General features: G+C 42.0%; 15 protein-coding genes, 1 pseudogene and 1 riboswitch. Of the genes and pseudogenes, 4 read left to right on the plus strand and 12 right to left on the minus strand.

All coding sequences use genetic code 11. The annotated features are described in order from the left end of the window. Nucleotides 1-128: 128 nt before the first annotated feature. The 5 genes from AC6I5B_RS15295 to AC6I5B_RS15315 are packed head-to-tail and all read right to left on the minus strand — an operon-like array spanning nucleotide 129 to nucleotide 5241. Nucleotides 129-887: an acyl-CoA dehydratase activase gene (locus tag AC6I5B_RS15295; RefSeq protein ID WP_117787703.1), complete on the minus strand. Its 759-nt coding sequence runs from the start codon at nucleotides 885-887 to the stop codon at nucleotides 129-131. A gap of 25 nt (nucleotides 888-912) precedes the next feature. Then, on the minus strand, nucleotides 913-1650 hold the full coding sequence (gene truA, locus AC6I5B_RS15300) for a tRNA pseudouridine(38-40) synthase TruA (RefSeq protein ID WP_004614874.1): 738 nt from the start codon (nucleotides 1648-1650) through the stop codon (nucleotides 913-915). 3 nt (nucleotides 1651-1653) lie between these two features. After that, nucleotides 1654-2478, minus strand: a complete 825-nt coding sequence (locus AC6I5B_RS15305) for an energy-coupling factor transporter transmembrane component T family protein (RefSeq protein ID WP_144167185.1) — start codon at nucleotides 2476-2478, stop codon at nucleotides 1654-1656. Between the two features lie 13 nt (nucleotides 2479-2491). Next, nucleotides 2492-4258 (minus strand): energy-coupling factor transporter ATPase, encoded by a 1767-nt coding sequence (locus tag AC6I5B_RS15310; RefSeq protein ID WP_044988309.1) that lies wholly within the window; start codon nucleotides 4256-4258, stop codon nucleotides 2492-2494. Between the two features lie 38 nt (nucleotides 4259-4296). Beyond that, nucleotides 4297-5241, minus strand: coding sequence for a DMT family transporter (locus AC6I5B_RS15315; RefSeq protein ID WP_144167186.1), 945 nt, complete (start codon nucleotides 5239-5241; stop codon nucleotides 4297-4299). 219 nt (nucleotides 5242-5460) lie between these two features. Here AC6I5B_RS15315 and abc-f point away from each other — a divergent pair. Both abc-f and AC6I5B_RS15325 read left to right on the plus strand, forming a co-directional pair. Further along, nucleotides 5461-6804, plus strand: a pseudogene (gene abc-f, locus AC6I5B_RS15320) (ribosomal protection-like ABC-F family protein). Nucleotides 6805-6898: 94 nt separating this feature from the next. Beyond that, complete coding sequence (locus tag AC6I5B_RS15325) at nucleotides 6899-7417, plus strand: peptidylprolyl isomerase (RefSeq protein ID WP_004614882.1); 519 nt, start codon at nucleotides 6899-6901, stop codon at nucleotides 7415-7417. A 53-nt stretch (nucleotides 7418-7470) separates the two neighbouring features. On the opposite strand, the gene AC6I5B_RS15330 is transcribed toward AC6I5B_RS15325, so the two are convergent. The 4 genes from AC6I5B_RS15330 to AC6I5B_RS15345 all read right to left on the minus strand — a co-directional run bounded on the left by AC6I5B_RS15330 (nucleotide 7471) and on the right by AC6I5B_RS15345 (nucleotide 12325). Beyond that, nucleotides 7471-9411 carry a DUF6449 domain-containing protein gene (locus tag AC6I5B_RS15330; RefSeq protein ID WP_071144467.1) on the minus strand — a complete coding sequence of 647 codons (1941 nt, stop codon included), beginning with the start codon at nucleotides 9409-9411 and terminating at the stop codon, nucleotides 7471-7473. Next, complete coding sequence (locus AC6I5B_RS15335) at nucleotides 9386-10285, minus strand: ABC transporter ATP-binding protein (RefSeq protein WP_004614884.1); 900 nt, start codon at nucleotides 10283-10285, stop codon at nucleotides 9386-9388. The genes AC6I5B_RS15330 and AC6I5B_RS15335 overlap by 26 nt, the downstream gene beginning before the upstream one ends. Next, nucleotides 10260-10871, minus strand: coding sequence for an aryl-sulfate sulfotransferase N-terminal domain-containing protein (locus tag AC6I5B_RS15340; protein WP_004614885.1), 612 nt, complete (start codon nucleotides 10869-10871; stop codon nucleotides 10260-10262). The genes AC6I5B_RS15335 and AC6I5B_RS15340 overlap by 26 nt, the downstream gene beginning before the upstream one ends. A gap of 92 nt (nucleotides 10872-10963) precedes the next feature. Further along, complete coding sequence (locus tag AC6I5B_RS15345; protein WP_004614886.1) at nucleotides 10964-12325, minus strand: alanine/glycine:cation symporter family protein; 1362 nt, start codon at nucleotides 12323-12325, stop codon at nucleotides 10964-10966. Between the two features lie 87 nt (nucleotides 12326-12412). Next, a riboswitch (glycine riboswitch) is annotated at nucleotides 12413-12511 on the minus strand. A 134-nt stretch (nucleotides 12512-12645) separates the two neighbouring features. On the opposite strand from AC6I5B_RS15345, the gene AC6I5B_RS15350 reads away from it, so the two are divergent. Next, entirely contained in the window at nucleotides 12646-12795 is a 150-nt protein-coding gene (locus AC6I5B_RS15350; protein ID WP_459632946.1) for a hypothetical protein, read from the plus strand. A 9-nt stretch (nucleotides 12796-12804) separates the two neighbouring features. Here the strand turns inward: AC6I5B_RS15350 and AC6I5B_RS15355 are convergent, their stop codons facing one another. After that, entirely contained in the window at nucleotides 12805-13710 is a 906-nt protein-coding gene (locus AC6I5B_RS15355; RefSeq protein ID WP_004614888.1) for a DMT family transporter, read from the minus strand. A 158-nt stretch (nucleotides 13711-13868) separates the two neighbouring features. Here AC6I5B_RS15355 and AC6I5B_RS15360 point away from each other — a divergent pair, with 158 nt between their 5' ends. Then, the gene (locus AC6I5B_RS15360) at nucleotides 13869-14336 is read left to right on the plus strand and encodes an NUDIX hydrolase (RefSeq protein ID WP_022251034.1); all 468 of its coding nucleotides are present in this window, start codon (nucleotides 13869-13871) and stop codon (nucleotides 14334-14336) included. A gap of 31 nt (nucleotides 14337-14367) precedes the next feature. Here the strand turns inward: AC6I5B_RS15360 and AC6I5B_RS15365 are convergent, their stop codons facing one another. Both AC6I5B_RS15365 and AC6I5B_RS15370 read right to left on the minus strand, forming a co-directional pair. Continuing rightward, on the minus strand, nucleotides 14368-14868 hold the full coding sequence (locus AC6I5B_RS15365) for a zinc-ribbon domain-containing protein (RefSeq protein WP_022251033.1): 501 nt from the start codon (nucleotides 14866-14868) through the stop codon (nucleotides 14368-14370). A gap of 13 nt (nucleotides 14869-14881) precedes the next feature. Then, a complete protein-coding gene (locus AC6I5B_RS15370) occupies nucleotides 14882-15115 on the minus strand; it encodes a hypothetical protein (protein ID WP_004614891.1) in 234 nt (77 codons plus the stop codon). Between the last annotated feature and the right edge of the window lie 8 nt (nucleotides 15116-15123).

The following is a 15123-nucleotide window of genomic DNA, read 5'->3' on the forward strand; positions in this document are numbered from 1 at the left end:
GTGCAGAAGTACCTCGAAGCAGCTTATCGTTTCATCGTTTCATCTCCTGTACCGGGCAGCGACTCGCTCCCCTGCCAAAACATCTGTCTTGGATATGCTATCGTTCCTGCTGTTATTCAATTATAATACTATTTCTTCTCTTCCGCAAGATATGCCGCACCAAGTGCCCCCGCAAATCTTCCAAATTCTTCCGGCATCACATGTTTTCCCAATCTTTCTGACAAACGTGCCGTAAAGTAAGTGCTGTGGCTTAGGCCCCCTGTCAATATGATTGTATCTGCCAACGCCTGTCTCTGCGCAAGCTGCGCCACCTTTACCACAACGGATTCAATCACACCGGCCGCAATATCCTCTTTTGCCCGTCCTTCTCCGATATAACTGATTACTTCTGATTCCGCAAACACGGTGCACAAAGAACTAATAGGGATACTCTTTCCTTGTTTTGCCAAGTCAAACAGCTCATCCAGCGTAATACCCAGTCTGTTTGCCATGATCTCTAAAAATTTTCCAGTTCCCGCAGAACATTTATCATTCATAAGGAAATCCATCACCACACCGTTACTTACCTGGATAACTTTTGTATCCTGTCCCCCCACATCGATGATCGTACAGTCTCCACTGGCAAGCTCCCGCCCGCCTCTTGCATGGCAGGTAATTTCTGTTATGACTTTGTCTGCAAAATCAACCGCAACTCTTCCGTAACCGGTTGCTACCACTTTAGTCTCCTGTGCTGTCACATCAACCCCTGCATTTTTCAGACGTTCTCGTATGATGTTTGTCGTCTCCTTACTGCTCCATCCCGTCGGCAGTACAAAATACATCTCATTGTCTCCACGCACTACGACCTTGGATGCAGTAGATCCAATGTCGATTCCTACATAGTTCATACTCTTTCCTCCTCAAGCATACTTTCTATTCATATCGAATCTCTGCCAGTATCAGACCATGTGGAGGTGCCGTCACTCCGGCAGCCTTTCGGTCTTTCGCCTCTAAAATCTCTTTCACCTTTTCCGGCTCATAAAATCCACGTCCGACACGGATCAGTGTTCCCACGATAATGCGAACCATGTTGTAGAGAAAACCATTTCCGCTGATTCGGATCGTAATCTCCTCTCCATCTTTCAAAATCTCAAGCTCAGTAACTGTCCGCACCGTGTCTTCCACATCTGTCCGCACATTGCAGAAACTGACAAAATCATGTTCTCCAATCAGATATCCTGCTGCCTTTCGCATCTTTTCAACATCCAGATCATAGGATACAAAATAATTTGTAAGCCGTTTTGTCGGAATCGGAATCCTCATATTTAAAATATGGTACTCGTAAGTCTTACTGCAGTCACAGTACCTGGGATGAAAATCTTCTGCCACCTCTTCTGACTTTACAATAACGATATCCTCCGGCAATCTCTGATTCAATGCATAGGAAATCCGCTCCGGCGGAATCGTCGTATGCGTGTCAAACACTGCAACATTTCCAAGGGCATGCACTCCTGAATCAGTCCGACTTGCCCCAATCACCTGAATATCCTCACCAGTCAACTTTTTTAATGCCTTGTTTACTACTTCTTCTACCGTAATTCCGTTCGGCTGTACCTGCCAACCACAATAATTTGTGCCGTCATAGGCAATTGTCAACTTTATTCGCTTCATACTTTAAAATATCCACACTTTAAATGGAACTAACCTCCCTATTACGATCACAGCCACCATATACACAATAGTAATGGCATATGCGATATAGTCTCTGCTTTGATATACAAGCGGTTTCATCTTTGTACGTCCCTCACCGCCGCGATAACATCTTGCTTCCATTGCCATCGCCAAATCATTTGCCCGTCGAAATGCTGACACAAACAAAGGCACCAAAATCGGAATCATGCTTTTTGCTTTTTGAATAATATTTCCGCTTTCCAAATCCGCCCCTCTTGCAATCTGCGCTTTCATGATCTTATCTGTCTCTTCCAAAAGAATCGGAATGAAACGAAGCGCAATTGACATCATCATCGCAATCTCGTGTACCGGCATCTTGATTTTATTGAATGGCCAAAGCAGTTTTTCAATTCCATCAGTCAGTGCATTCGGTGTTGTTGTAAATGTCATAAGCGACGAACCAATAATCAGGTAAATCAGACGCACCGCCATATAAACAGCCGTCCGAAGCCCTTCTTCCGTCACTTGAAAAATCCAGGCTTCAAACAAAACATCTCCACCTTTTGTCAAAAACAGGTTGAACACAACCGTGATCATCAAAAGCATGATGATCGGTTTCAAACCTTTCAGGATAAATTTCAGCGGTACCTTGGAAGTACGGATAACTGCTGCCAAAAACACGGTTGCAATCGCATACCCCAAAACACTTTTAAATAAAAACAAAGAAATCAAATAGAATAAAGTACACATTATTTTGACCCGCGGGTCTAAGCGGTGCAATTTACTATTCGCCGGGTAATATTGCCCAATTGTAATATCTCTAATCATTGTTTCTCCAATCTTATATCTCTTTCATAATCTCATCTACTGCTTCTTCAATCGTCGTTACCTCCGTGTTCACATGCATTCCTTTCTCAGAAAGCGCGTGCATAATATAAGTCACCTGCGGTGCTGCAAGCCCTACTTTTTCCAGTTCTTTGTAATGTGCGAACACTTCTTTCGGCTCCCCGTCATACATTTTTCTGCCTTTGTTCATCACGACAATACGGTCCACATATTTCGCAATGTCCTCCATACTGTGCGACACAAGAATAACTGTCAGATTCCGTTCTTTTTGAAGATACGCAATCTGATCCAATATCTCATCGCGTCCTTTCGGATCAAGTCCTGCTGTCGGCTCATCTAAGACAAGCACCTTTGGTCGCATAGCAAGCACTCCTGCAATAGCCACACGGCGTTTCTGTCCTCCCGATAAATCAAACGGAGAAGTGTCATAATATTTTTCAGAAAGTCCTACAAGTTCCAGTGCCTCAATCGCACGCTTTTTGCATTCTTCCTCCGTAAGCCCCTGATTCTTCGGTCCAAAACAAACATCTGTCAGGACATCGATCTCAAATAACTGATGTTCCGGATACTGGAACACAAGTCCTACATTATTCCGAAGTTGCCGCAGATTATACTTCTCATCATAAATGTTCTCGCCATTATAGTAAAGCGCTCCGCTTGTCGCTTTCATCAGTCCATTCAAATGCTGGATCATCGTCGATTTTCCAGAGCCGGTATGCCCGATTACCCCGACAAATTCACCCTCATAAATGTCAAGATTGATATCCTTCAGCGCTCGCTTTTCATATGCAGTCCCAGAACTGTATACATACTCGATATGCTCAAGTTTTAATATTGGATTCTCTTTTTTCTCTTTTTTGACAACCGTTTCTGCATGACCAACATATGTCTTCTTTTGATTCTGCCGCCAGTCTCCTGCTTTCTCCAATGCCTCAATCAGCTCGTTTGTCGTCAAAATTCCTTCTTTAATATCTAATCCTCTCTGTTTTAATCCATGTGCCAGCATTGTCACCTGCGGTACATCTAATCTATATTTTTTCAACAGTTCTACTTGGCTGAAAATCTCTCTCGTCGTTCCGTCCATGACAACATGTCCCTGATCCATGACAATGACTCGGTCTGCTCCAATCACTTCCTCCATATAATGCGTGATCAAGATAACCGTCACATGTTCTCTTTTTCTAAGTTCCTCCACTGTGCGCAGCACTTCTTTTCTGCCGTTCGGATCAAGCATCGCCGTAGGTTCATCCAAGACAATACATTTCGGACACATCGCAACAACACCAGCGATAGCTACGCGCTGTTTCTGTCCGCCGGATAATTTATTCGGGGAATGATGACGGTACTCAATCATTCCGACCGCAGACAGGCTCTTCTCGACCCGCTGCCAGATCTCTTCTGTCGGAACACCAAGATTCTCCGGTCCGAACCCGACATCTTCCTCCACAACTGTTCCGATAATCTGGTTGTCCGGATTCTGAAACACCATTCCGGCTGTCTGTCTGACATCCCATAGATTCTCCTCTTCCTTCGTGTCCTTTCCATCCACCCACATTGTGCCTCCGCTTGGCACTAAAATTGCATTCATGTGCTTTGCAAGTGTGGATTTTCCTGATCCATTATGTCCTAAAATCGCAATAAACTGCCCAGGCTCTATGTCAAGATTCACTTCGTCAATGGCACAATGTGTTCCGATTACATTGCCCTCTTCGTCACGTTTCTCATATTCAAATATTAAATTGTCTGTTTTGATCATGCTCATAGACTTTCCTCTTTCCATGTTATTCACTGGGTTTTATTTTACTTCATCTCTTTCTCATTTGCAACAATTCTTTCCCCTGCCGACATTTTATTTACAAGAATGATTCCGGCGCTTACACAGAGTAAAGCCACCAAATTCTTCAGCGAAAAAATATCCTCTCCCAAAAATACCGCCGACAATCCCGCTCCAAAAATCGGAATGGAAAATCCATAAATCGTAACCTTTCCGACCGGATTATACTTTAATAATGTCGTCCACAGACTGAACGCAACCGCCGACAGCATCGCCATATAAAATAGAAGCAAAGTTGACTTCACGGTAAATCCACTAATATTTCCATCAAGTAAAAATCCAAAGCCAATCAGAGCAGCGCCTCCCACCATCAACTGGTACGCTGTGATTGCCATTGCACTCCCCTTTTTTGATACAAATTTCATCAACACCGAACTGGTTCCATAGATGATTGTGCAGATTGCAACCATCCCTTCCCCTTTCAGTGAAAATCCACTTCCCCACGCTCCCGGTGACAGGTTGATGATGACAACTCCCGCAAATCCGAGAATACATCCGACGCCTTTCTTCCACGTCATCCGTTCTCCTTTCACAAGGAAATGCGCCACGATAATGGACACAAACGCATTCGACGCATTGATGACAGAGCCTTTCACTCCGGTTGTATTAGCCATTCCGATATAAAAAAAGATATACTGCAGAGTCGTCTGAAAAATTCCGATTCCCGCCACATATGGTATTGCTGATTTTTTTAAGGTCAAAACCCTTTTTTCAATAATACATCCCATCAAAAACGTAAGTATTCCTGCTCCGAAAAATCGGTATCCTGCAAACAAAATCTGGCTTCCTGTCGTTTTTATTTGTAACAGCTCATACCCGATCTTCACACATGGGAACGCGCTTCCCCAAAGGGCACAGCAGATCAGCGCCATCACACATATTACAATCGGTTTTTTGAATAATTTCTCCATTTTGTTTCTCCTTTTCCATTTACACTTGACTTTCCTTTTTGACTTGTGATATGTTTTAAACAGTTCTGATTAAAAAGAAAGAGATGGAAAGTCAGCCATCTATTCACTCATTATATCATTCTATTACCACAATATGAAGTGGTATATTTTTGAGTTGCAAGCGTCGCTTTCTTGCAGCTCTTTTTATTTTCTAAAATTTTAAGCAGGGGGTATTTTACAATGTCCATGATACGAATTGAAAATCTTACTTTTTCATACCCGTCAAGCTATGATGCCATTTTTGATCATACCAGTTTCCAAATTGATACAGACTGGAAACTAGGTTTCTGACAAAAAGCAATTGACGGAAAATATTTTACAGGAAGTCTGCCCGAATGCCGAAAGCTGGGAATTGATGCGTGAACTGTCCTATCTAGATGTGGATGCAGATGTACTATGGCGTCCTTTTGAAACACTTTCCAACGGAGAATAGACGAAGGTACTGCTCGCAGCTCTCTTTCTAAATGAAGGACATTTTCTGCTGATTGACGAGCCGACAAATCATTTGGATACCGCTGCCCGTGAAAAGGTATCTGCCTATTTACAAAAGAAAAAAGGATTTATTTTGGTGTCGCATGACCGATGTTTCTTAGACGGATGTGTCGATCACATTTTATCACTCAACCGGAACAACATCGAAGTACAAAGCGGAAATTTTTCGTCTTTTATGAGAAATTTTGAACAGCAGCAGCAATTTGAGTTATCCCAAAACGAACGGCTCAAAAAAGATATCCATCGCTTACAGCAATCTGCGCAACGCACTGCTGTCTGGTCCGACCGGGTGGAAGCATCAAAAATCGGTGCGCAGACAAAGGCTTTGTCGGTCACAAAGCAGCTAAAATGATGAAACGCTCTAAATCGACTGAAGCGAGGCAGCAACAGGCAATCGAACAAAAATCCGCATTACTGAAAAATGTGGAAACTGCAGACTTCTTGAAGATTCAGCCACTTACATACCGCACAGACGTACTCGCCTCATTTTCTGATGTATCCGTAATCTACGACGATCGCCCGGTCTTTCAACCGATGTCATTCGAAATCCGGCGCAGAGAACGCATCTTTTTGGATGGAAAAAACGGCTGTGGGAAGAGCAGTTTATTAAAACTGCTGTCAGAATACGCCCCGGAACATACAGGTACTGTGACAATCGGCTCCGGCCTTGTCATTTCCTACGTACCGCAAGACACCTCACATTTGGGAGGAACACTGTCTCAATTTGCCGAAAAACATCATTTGGACGAAAGTTTATTCAAAGCAATTTTGCGGAAAATGGATTTCGAACGCGTGCAGTTCGAAAAAGATATCTCTGATTTTTCCGGAGGACAGAAGAAAAAAGTGCTCATCGCAAAAAGTCTCTGTGAGCAGGCTCATTTATATGTATGGGACGAACCATTGAATTTTATTGATGTGTATTCCCGCATGCAGATTGAACAGCTCATAGAAACATTTTCACCAACTATGCTTTTAGTGGAACACGACAACGCATTCCGGGAAGCAATCGCGACACAGGTAATACGTCTATAATACATTGTTTTTCCATCTCAGGTTGACAAACCTATTCGTGACTTATAAAATGTTGTTTACAAAATAACTATATTTTAGAAGGGAAGTATCGATTATGGCAAATCCAATCGTAACATTTGAAATGGAGAACGGTGATGTAATCAAAGCTGAATTATATCCTGAAATTGCTCCAAACACAGTAAACAACTTTATCACATTAGTGCAAGACGGATTTTACAACGGACTTATTTTTCACCGTGTCATCCGTGACTTTATGATTCAGGGAGGGTGCCCTGACGGAACCGGTATGGGCGGTCCTGGATACTCAATCAAAGGTGAATTCTCACAGAACGGTTTCACAAACAATTTGAAACATGAGCCGGGTGTCCTTTCCATGGCGCGCGCAATGCATCCAGACTCTGCCGGATCACAGTTCTTTATTATGCACAAAAATTCTCCGCACTTAGACGGATCCTATGCCGCTTTCGGAAAAGTCATTGAAGGCATGGATATCGTAAATAAAATCGCTGAGACAGCAACTGACTACAGCGACAGACCACTTGAAAAACAGGTAATCAAATCTGTAACTGTGGATACAGACGGAGTAGAATACGCTGCACCAGAAAAATTATAATTTGCAAATTGGGGACGTAGTAAAATTGAATTTTACTACGTCCCCAATTGACTTTATTTGATATAGTAATCTACGGTATAAACTGTCTCCCTACTATTATTTTGAAATTTCACTTCCACTTTTGTTTCTGTATCCACCGGATTCAATACCGGCTGAATTGCATATCCCTGATACACAAGTTTTTCTGCAATCTGTTTGATTTCCTCCGGTTCGGTATATGTGTCTCGCTTCTGTGTCACTTTTGTTCCTTCCCGCAGCTCTGTCACTTCGATTTTTGCAATCTCATATTCACTAATCTTCTTCTTTGCGGGAATCTGATACTTTTCAAGAAGCGTAAGTGTCTTTTCGAAGCTTGGATATAAATACGCACTCGTCTCATTGCCAAACTCTCCGTCCGTCACCAAAAGTTTCCCTACCGGAAGTTCTTTCTCCAAAGTCCTAATATCCAAAACCGTCAATTCCTGGCTATATGTCTCCATCAGTTTTTTCGTCTCATCAGGAGAAATGTTCAATGTCATATTCTCTACCTGATTGGTCCACGTAAGTTCAAGATTTTCATAATCTGTATAGGAAAGCACGCTGTAGATTCCGTTTTTATAGTCCTTCGTCGTATAAATTGGATCAAATGCTTCAATCTGACTCACATTGGCAATCGGATAATTTCGATATACTACTTTTCCATTCTCCAAATGATATGCGATTGTCACATCTGTCAACTGCCCATCATTTTTCTGAGCAAGTAATTGCTCTTCAATCCATGTATGCATTTTCTCAATATCATCCTTTTTTGTCAAACGCACGTTCCGAAGACGCTCCTCCGTAAAAGAGTAGTCTTCTTTTTCATCCACGCCTCTCAGGCTGATTCCCACGGACGCAATTTTCTCTGTCTCCGGCAAATATGTATCATACGAATTCTTTCCTGCAAAAAATCCAAGCACAATTGCCGCCGCTACAATTCCCTCAGCCGCAATCAAGCCCTTCTGCCTGAATCTGACCTTTAACCGCATACGAAATGCCATTTCCAACAGAAGATAAGAACATATACTTCCGGCTACGCACCCTGCAGCACCTGCGATGAGCTGATATGTTCCTGATGCAAACGTAATCAAAAGATTCCCCACTAACAGTCCGACCGAAATATCAATCACTACATGGAGCACTCTCTCGATTCTAAAAAATGCCACCGGCGCTCCCGCACTCTCGGCGGTTCTCTTTTTCTGTAAGATAACACATACTGCCAAAATCAATATATTCCACAACACAATCGTCACAATTTCTGACCATTCTACCGCATAGGCATATTTATTGACTGACATCTTGCGGTATAATCCATTCAGACCACTGTACAGTTCCCATGGAATCCCATATGTTCGTATCCGATTAATCATATCGATCTGATAAAATGTCTCGAAGCACTTTCCACACAGCGGTAACAGAAGATCATCTATCACAATCCGAACACAATATAGAAGCACCAGAAAAATCCCCACTGCTCCAAACATATTCCCAGCCAGGTAAATCGCCATAATTGCAAGATGATAGAAGAAAAAGAGCGCAAGCACATGGACGAAAATTCCCCAAAGTAAATATCCTGTCAGCTCGTTCCATCCCTCTTTTCCTAACCCACATACCATAAAAAAGCAGATATGCTGACTGATCAGCATTGGAATCAGATACACCCAAATCCCATTCAGATAATTTCCCCAAAATAGATGACTTCGCTTGACCGGAAGACTATAGTAAAAATCAACCGTCTTTGCCTGCAGCAAAAATCCATATCCCTGAAATGCGATCATAACCGCCACGGCGAGTGTAATCCACATCATCTTCGTATTATACAGCCCAAAATACATCTCATCGCTGTCCATCAGAACATCCTGCATAAAAAACGTAAAAGTAAACACCGTAAAAATAAGTCCGCTCAATATCCAAAGCCACCCTTTTTGTCTCCGGTTCTCTTTGCAAAACTTAGAAAATAACTTTGCTGATGTCATAATCTACCCCCTCCATATTACACAGAAAAATCTCCTCAATAGACAATGGAATCGTCTCACACCAAACCGGAGTCTTTTCCTGAATCTTTTGCATGATCGCTTCTTTTTCTCCCTTCACTACCATTGTCACAAAATTTCCTGTTCTCCCATATCGGACAATATGAAGATGTTCTCGCAAAAATGCTTCCTCATCTTGTTCAAACACACACTGTATCTTGTGCATATCGCTTGTTTCTTTTCGAATCTCACTCGAATGCAGCAAGTCTCCTTTATGTATAATTCCGATGGAATCGCAAAAATCTTCCAGCTCCTTTAAGTCATGAGACGCCATGACCAAAGTCATTTTCCGCATCTTTCGTTCCTGTCGAAATAAATCTTTTACCACTTTTGAGACAATCGGATCCAGTCCGTCAAATACCTCATCGCACAAAATATATTTTGTATTGGAACAGATCGCCAGAATAATAAATGCCTGACGCTTCATTCCTTTGGAAAAAGTTCGAATCCGTTTGTTCTCATTCAGGTTAAACTGCCTGATCAACATCTCAAACCCATCCTGATCAAACTGCGGATATAGATTCTGATAAAATTCTTTCATTGTCTGCAGCGTGGCATTCGAAAAGTAATACGGGGCATCTGACAGATAAAACAAATTCTGTTTTACCTGTGGATTGTCAAAGACAGCATCTCCATCCACTAAAATTTCTCCAGCATCTTCTTTTAGAATCCCAGCCATCATACGAAGCAGTGTGCTCTTTCCGGCGCCGTTACTTCCAAGCAGTCCAAACACACTCCCATCCGGAATCATAAGCGATATCCCCTCAACCGCCTGTGTCTCACCGAATTTCTTACTGATGTTGCTCAACTGTATCATTTTCTTCCCCTCCTTTGCATTTTCCACCATTATAAAATAACAAAATATTTTTCTCAACCACTCCGACAGCCTTTAAGGAATTCCTAAGTAAATCATAAGAAACTGTTTTTTCTTCCACAGTTCCATCTTCATAGGCAATCGTAAATGTAATCTCATTTTCCAAATCAGGTATCAGTCCAATCACTTGAAGTTCATGCTGTGTCTGCATCTCCGACTCCTGATAGCATGTTCTTTTGAAATCTTCGATTGAACTATCCGCCACATGAATCGTATACGATATCTGCGCTGGATTCTCAGTCTCAAAGTACACATACAAAGACTGTGTATTGGTTCCAAACGGATTATATTTTATAAGCATATTATCTTGCGTATAGGTCTGCTCCTGTTTTAATCGCTCCAAATCTTCCTTGATTTCTGCTTGATTCTCTGTATTGTAAACTGCATTTATTTTTTTCTTTTTCTCTGCCTCTTCTTCCGACAGACTGCTTTCTTGCACCGCAGAGTCATCATATATCATCCATCTTGCCCCAAGACCAATCCCCATCAAAACAATTACCGCCAATATACCTTTTACTTTTCCGGACATAAAATACCTCACTTTCTTCTATCGATAGTTTATAGAAAAAATGTGAGGTATCTTTGTGTTTTTTATGTTTTTTATGTTTCTTTTGTGAATTTCTATTTTTTACCGTATTGTTTACATATCTTTACAACAACTCCACTCAGAGCCCACAGGGCAATCGCATTCGGAATAACCATCAAACCGTTAAAGAAGTCTGAAAGAGACCATACAAGCTGTACCTTTAAAGTAGAACCGACGATTACGAACCCGATTACAAGAATCGAATAAAATTTTGCTGCCTTCTCTCCAAACAGATACTTGACATTGACCTCTCCAAAAAAATGCCATCCAAGAATCGTGGAGAATGCGAAAAACAGCAAACACACTGCCACAAAAATATCTCCAAAATTTCCGAACCCTTTTGTGAACGCTGCCTGTGTCAGGGCTGTTCCTTCTTTTCCGCTGTCCAGCACACCGGTTGTCAAAATAGAAAATACCGTTAAGTTCAAAATGATAAATGTGTCAATGAATACACTGATCATCGCCGCAAGTCCCTGTTTATGCGGATTCTCCACTTTTGCTCTCGCATGTGCATGAGGGGTAGATCCCATACCTGCCTCATTCGAGAACAATCCTCTTGCAACACCAAAACGGATTGCTTCCCGCACTGCAATACCTGCACCTGCGCCGACTACCGCCTCCGGATTAAATGCTCCGACAAAAATCATCTTAATTGCTCCCGGAAGCGCCGTAATGTTCATGAGAATCAGGACTAAACTTCCCACAATATAAATTCCCGCCATGATCGGAACAATCTTTTCCACCACTGACGCGAGACGATTGACTCCTCCAAGAAAGATAAATCCAATGACCGCTGCCAGAATCAGTCCAAACACAATTGACGGAATCTCAATATTTCTCGCTGAAAACACTTCCGAAAACGCTGCTCCGATGGAGTTGGACTGTACCATATTTCCAGTAAATCCAAGCGCCAGTACGATCAGAATTGCAAAAATTGCCGCCAGCGCTTTTCCAAATGTCCCTTTAAATGCCGCCCGTATGTAGTAAACCGGTCCGCCTGTCACCTCTCCGTCTTTTTTGACTTTGTACTGTTGTGCCAAAGTCGCCTCGGCATAGATTGTGGACATTCCAAAGAAGGCGCTTACCCACATCCAGAAAATAGCGCCAGGGCCGCCTCCGATCAGCGCTGTCGCCGCCCCCGCGAGATTACCTGTCCCGACCTGAGCCGCAATTGCCGTTGCCAGCGATTGAAATGTTGTCATTTCGCCGTTTTTCCCTTTTTCTCCTTTCAGAGAAATATTTCCAAATACCAGTTTAAACCCTTCACCAAATTTCCTGATCTGGATAAACTTCAATCGGATTGTAAAATAAATTCCGGTTCCGCAAAGCAAAATAATCAAAATGACATTCCACAAATAATCACTCGCCTTACTCACTACTTCTGTTACTGCTTCCATTTAAAAACCTCCTGCTCATTCCATACTCACTCGGATATGTCCTAAACAAAGCGAAAGACCAGTCATTTGACCGGCCTTTGAAATTCATACATTTGCCCTGTCCTTTTGCCTGAGAGATTAACAGACATTTCTGTCTGCCGTACACCTTCGGCGCTCTAATATTTGAGACTCTCCAGAGTTTTTTTAATTTTTTATACAACTAAGACTTTAACACATCCTCGTCAAAAATACAACTGTTTTTCTTAGAAAGACATCTTTTGTTATAAATTTGTATTTTTCGGTAACACTATATATAAATTTTAAGAAAGGATTACCTCATCATGAATACAAAAAAAACAGCAACTACAACAAATTATAGCTGCTCTCATTTTTCCGGAAAAACAGGCAAAATTGCCAAACAACGTCTGTCTGCCATGCAGCACAGCGATAAAAAAGAATTCCGTACTGCTTTTACAAACAAATCAGATTAAATTTTCCAGCTATTCTTTTTTCAATAAGGACAACATAAGAACTGCCCCCAATATGCCTGCCAGACCAATAAAGTCTACAAATTGAAACGCTGCTCCCATAAACACCACAGTCATAAATGTGGCTGTCACAGGCTCCACAGACGCAAACAGACTTGCCTTAGATGCCCCAATTAGTCGAACACCTTCCATATATGTTGTAAAGGACAAAATTGTTCCAACCAAAATTACCGCCGCCATCGCCAGCACTGTATAGATATCCCACATGCCGATCACATGCCAAGGCTTTATAAATACACATAAAAAGATTCCTCCAATCAGCATTCCCCATCCAATTACATTGAATGTTCCAAACTTTTTCATCAATTCTCCCGGAATCAGATTATAAAGCGCCATTGCCACCGCTGAGGCAAGTCCCCATACTAAAGTCTCCGTAGAGATGGCAAGATTCGTGATATTTCCATGTGTTGCAAGCAGGAATGTTCCCCCGACAGCCAGAACCAGCGCCAGCATCTCAATTCTCTGCGGTACTTTTTTATTGCGAACAGAAACGTACAGCATAATAATGATCGGCGCCGTATACTGCAGAACTGTTGCGGTTCCGGCATTTGATGTCTCCACCGCCACATAATAACTCAATTGACAGAATGCCATCCCAAATATTCCAAACATTATAAGCTGAAATACATCTCTTTTTTCGCGCCATATTTCAAACATCTGCTTTTTTTGTTTTGCCCAAACCGTCAGAAGCAATATCAATCCGGCCAGCACAAGCCGCACACTTACAAGCCACTTTGCAGTCAATCCCCGCTCTTCAAACAAATACTGTCCGCAAACACCTGCAAGTCCCCAAAATATTCCTCCAATAATTGTCAATGCAATTCCTCTTAACTGCTCTCTTCTTTGCATATGATTCATTTTTCTCTTCCCCCATTCTTTTCCGCTACAATTCTATCAAAATTTTTGTTCGCTCACAACTGCATTGCGCGGAAAATTTTTTCAATATATAATTGTTGGGTTTAAAAATTCATGGTAAAGTAATCCTGACAAACTATCTCAAGGAGGTAAAACTAATTATGGAAATGACAACTTTATGCTACATAGAAAAAGATGACTGCTATCTGATGCTGCACCGTGTTTCCAAGAAAAATGATGTCAATAAAGACAAATGGATTGGTGTAGGAGGGCATTTTGAGAAAGACGAAACACCCGAGGAATGCCTTTTACGAGAGGTAAAAGAAGAGACAGGTCTTACTCTGACTTCTTATCAGTTCCGGGGAATTGTCACATTCATTTCAGACAAAGTCGGACACGCTGAATATATGTGTCTCTATACTGCCGACGGCTACGAAGGTGAGATGATTTCCTGTGATGAGGGCACTTTAGAATGGGTTCCCAAAAAGGATATCTATCAGTTGAATCTCTGGGAAGGAGATCGGATCTTTCACCGCCTGATCGCTGAAAATGCTCCATTTTTTTCACTGAAACTTCGCTATGAAGGCGACGTTTTAGTTGAGGCAAAATTAAGCGGACAGCCTGTATAACGGCTGTCCGGCTCCTCTTACCCTTTTTCTTTTATTGGAACAAAACAATGTTCCCGATAAACGGTAATTCTTCTTTTTTGCTCTTACATGCATTCACAATTCCGATTATTGCAAGTACAACAAGTGCCAAATTTACAATACCTAAGAGATCTCCCAAAGAGATAATCCCAACATCCATGAACCATACAAAACGCGATAAAATCCAGTCCAATGCATTCCACAATACACTACAGATAAAAAGCACAAGTCCCTGGTTCGCATGGAATCTGACAAATTCTGATTTACTTCCCGACAAAATCGGCACAAACACCAGCAGTCCCAAATATGCAAGCACTGCCAGCACTCTGTCTGTCCCCTCCTCCTTAACGGTTTGTTCTCTGAAATTGCGCTGCTCTGTCTGATTCTGCGTATATTGACCATTACCGTACTCATATGTATGATGTGTCTCTTCTTTTGGAATCTGTGCACCACATGACGGACAAAAATTCATACTGTCCTCTACCTGTCTTCCGCATTTCACACAATATCTCATAGCATCTTCCTCCTTAGTCAAGTCCTAATATTTCTGCCAGAACATCAATGATGATCTCGTTCGTACAAGATTTCACATATCCCAACATATGAAGCGAAATCTCATCCTGCTTCTGTGCTTCCGTCAGATTCTCGTTGTGCTTTGTCTGATCAATCAGCTGTATCAATTGCGGCGTCAGTTCCTCGTATGTCTCAACAGTCGCCTCCGTCACCAGTTTACTGAGTTCTTCTTTTGTTCTTGGTACCATATCTATAT

The sequence above is a fragment of the Faecalimonas nexilis genome (assembly GCF_059731825.1).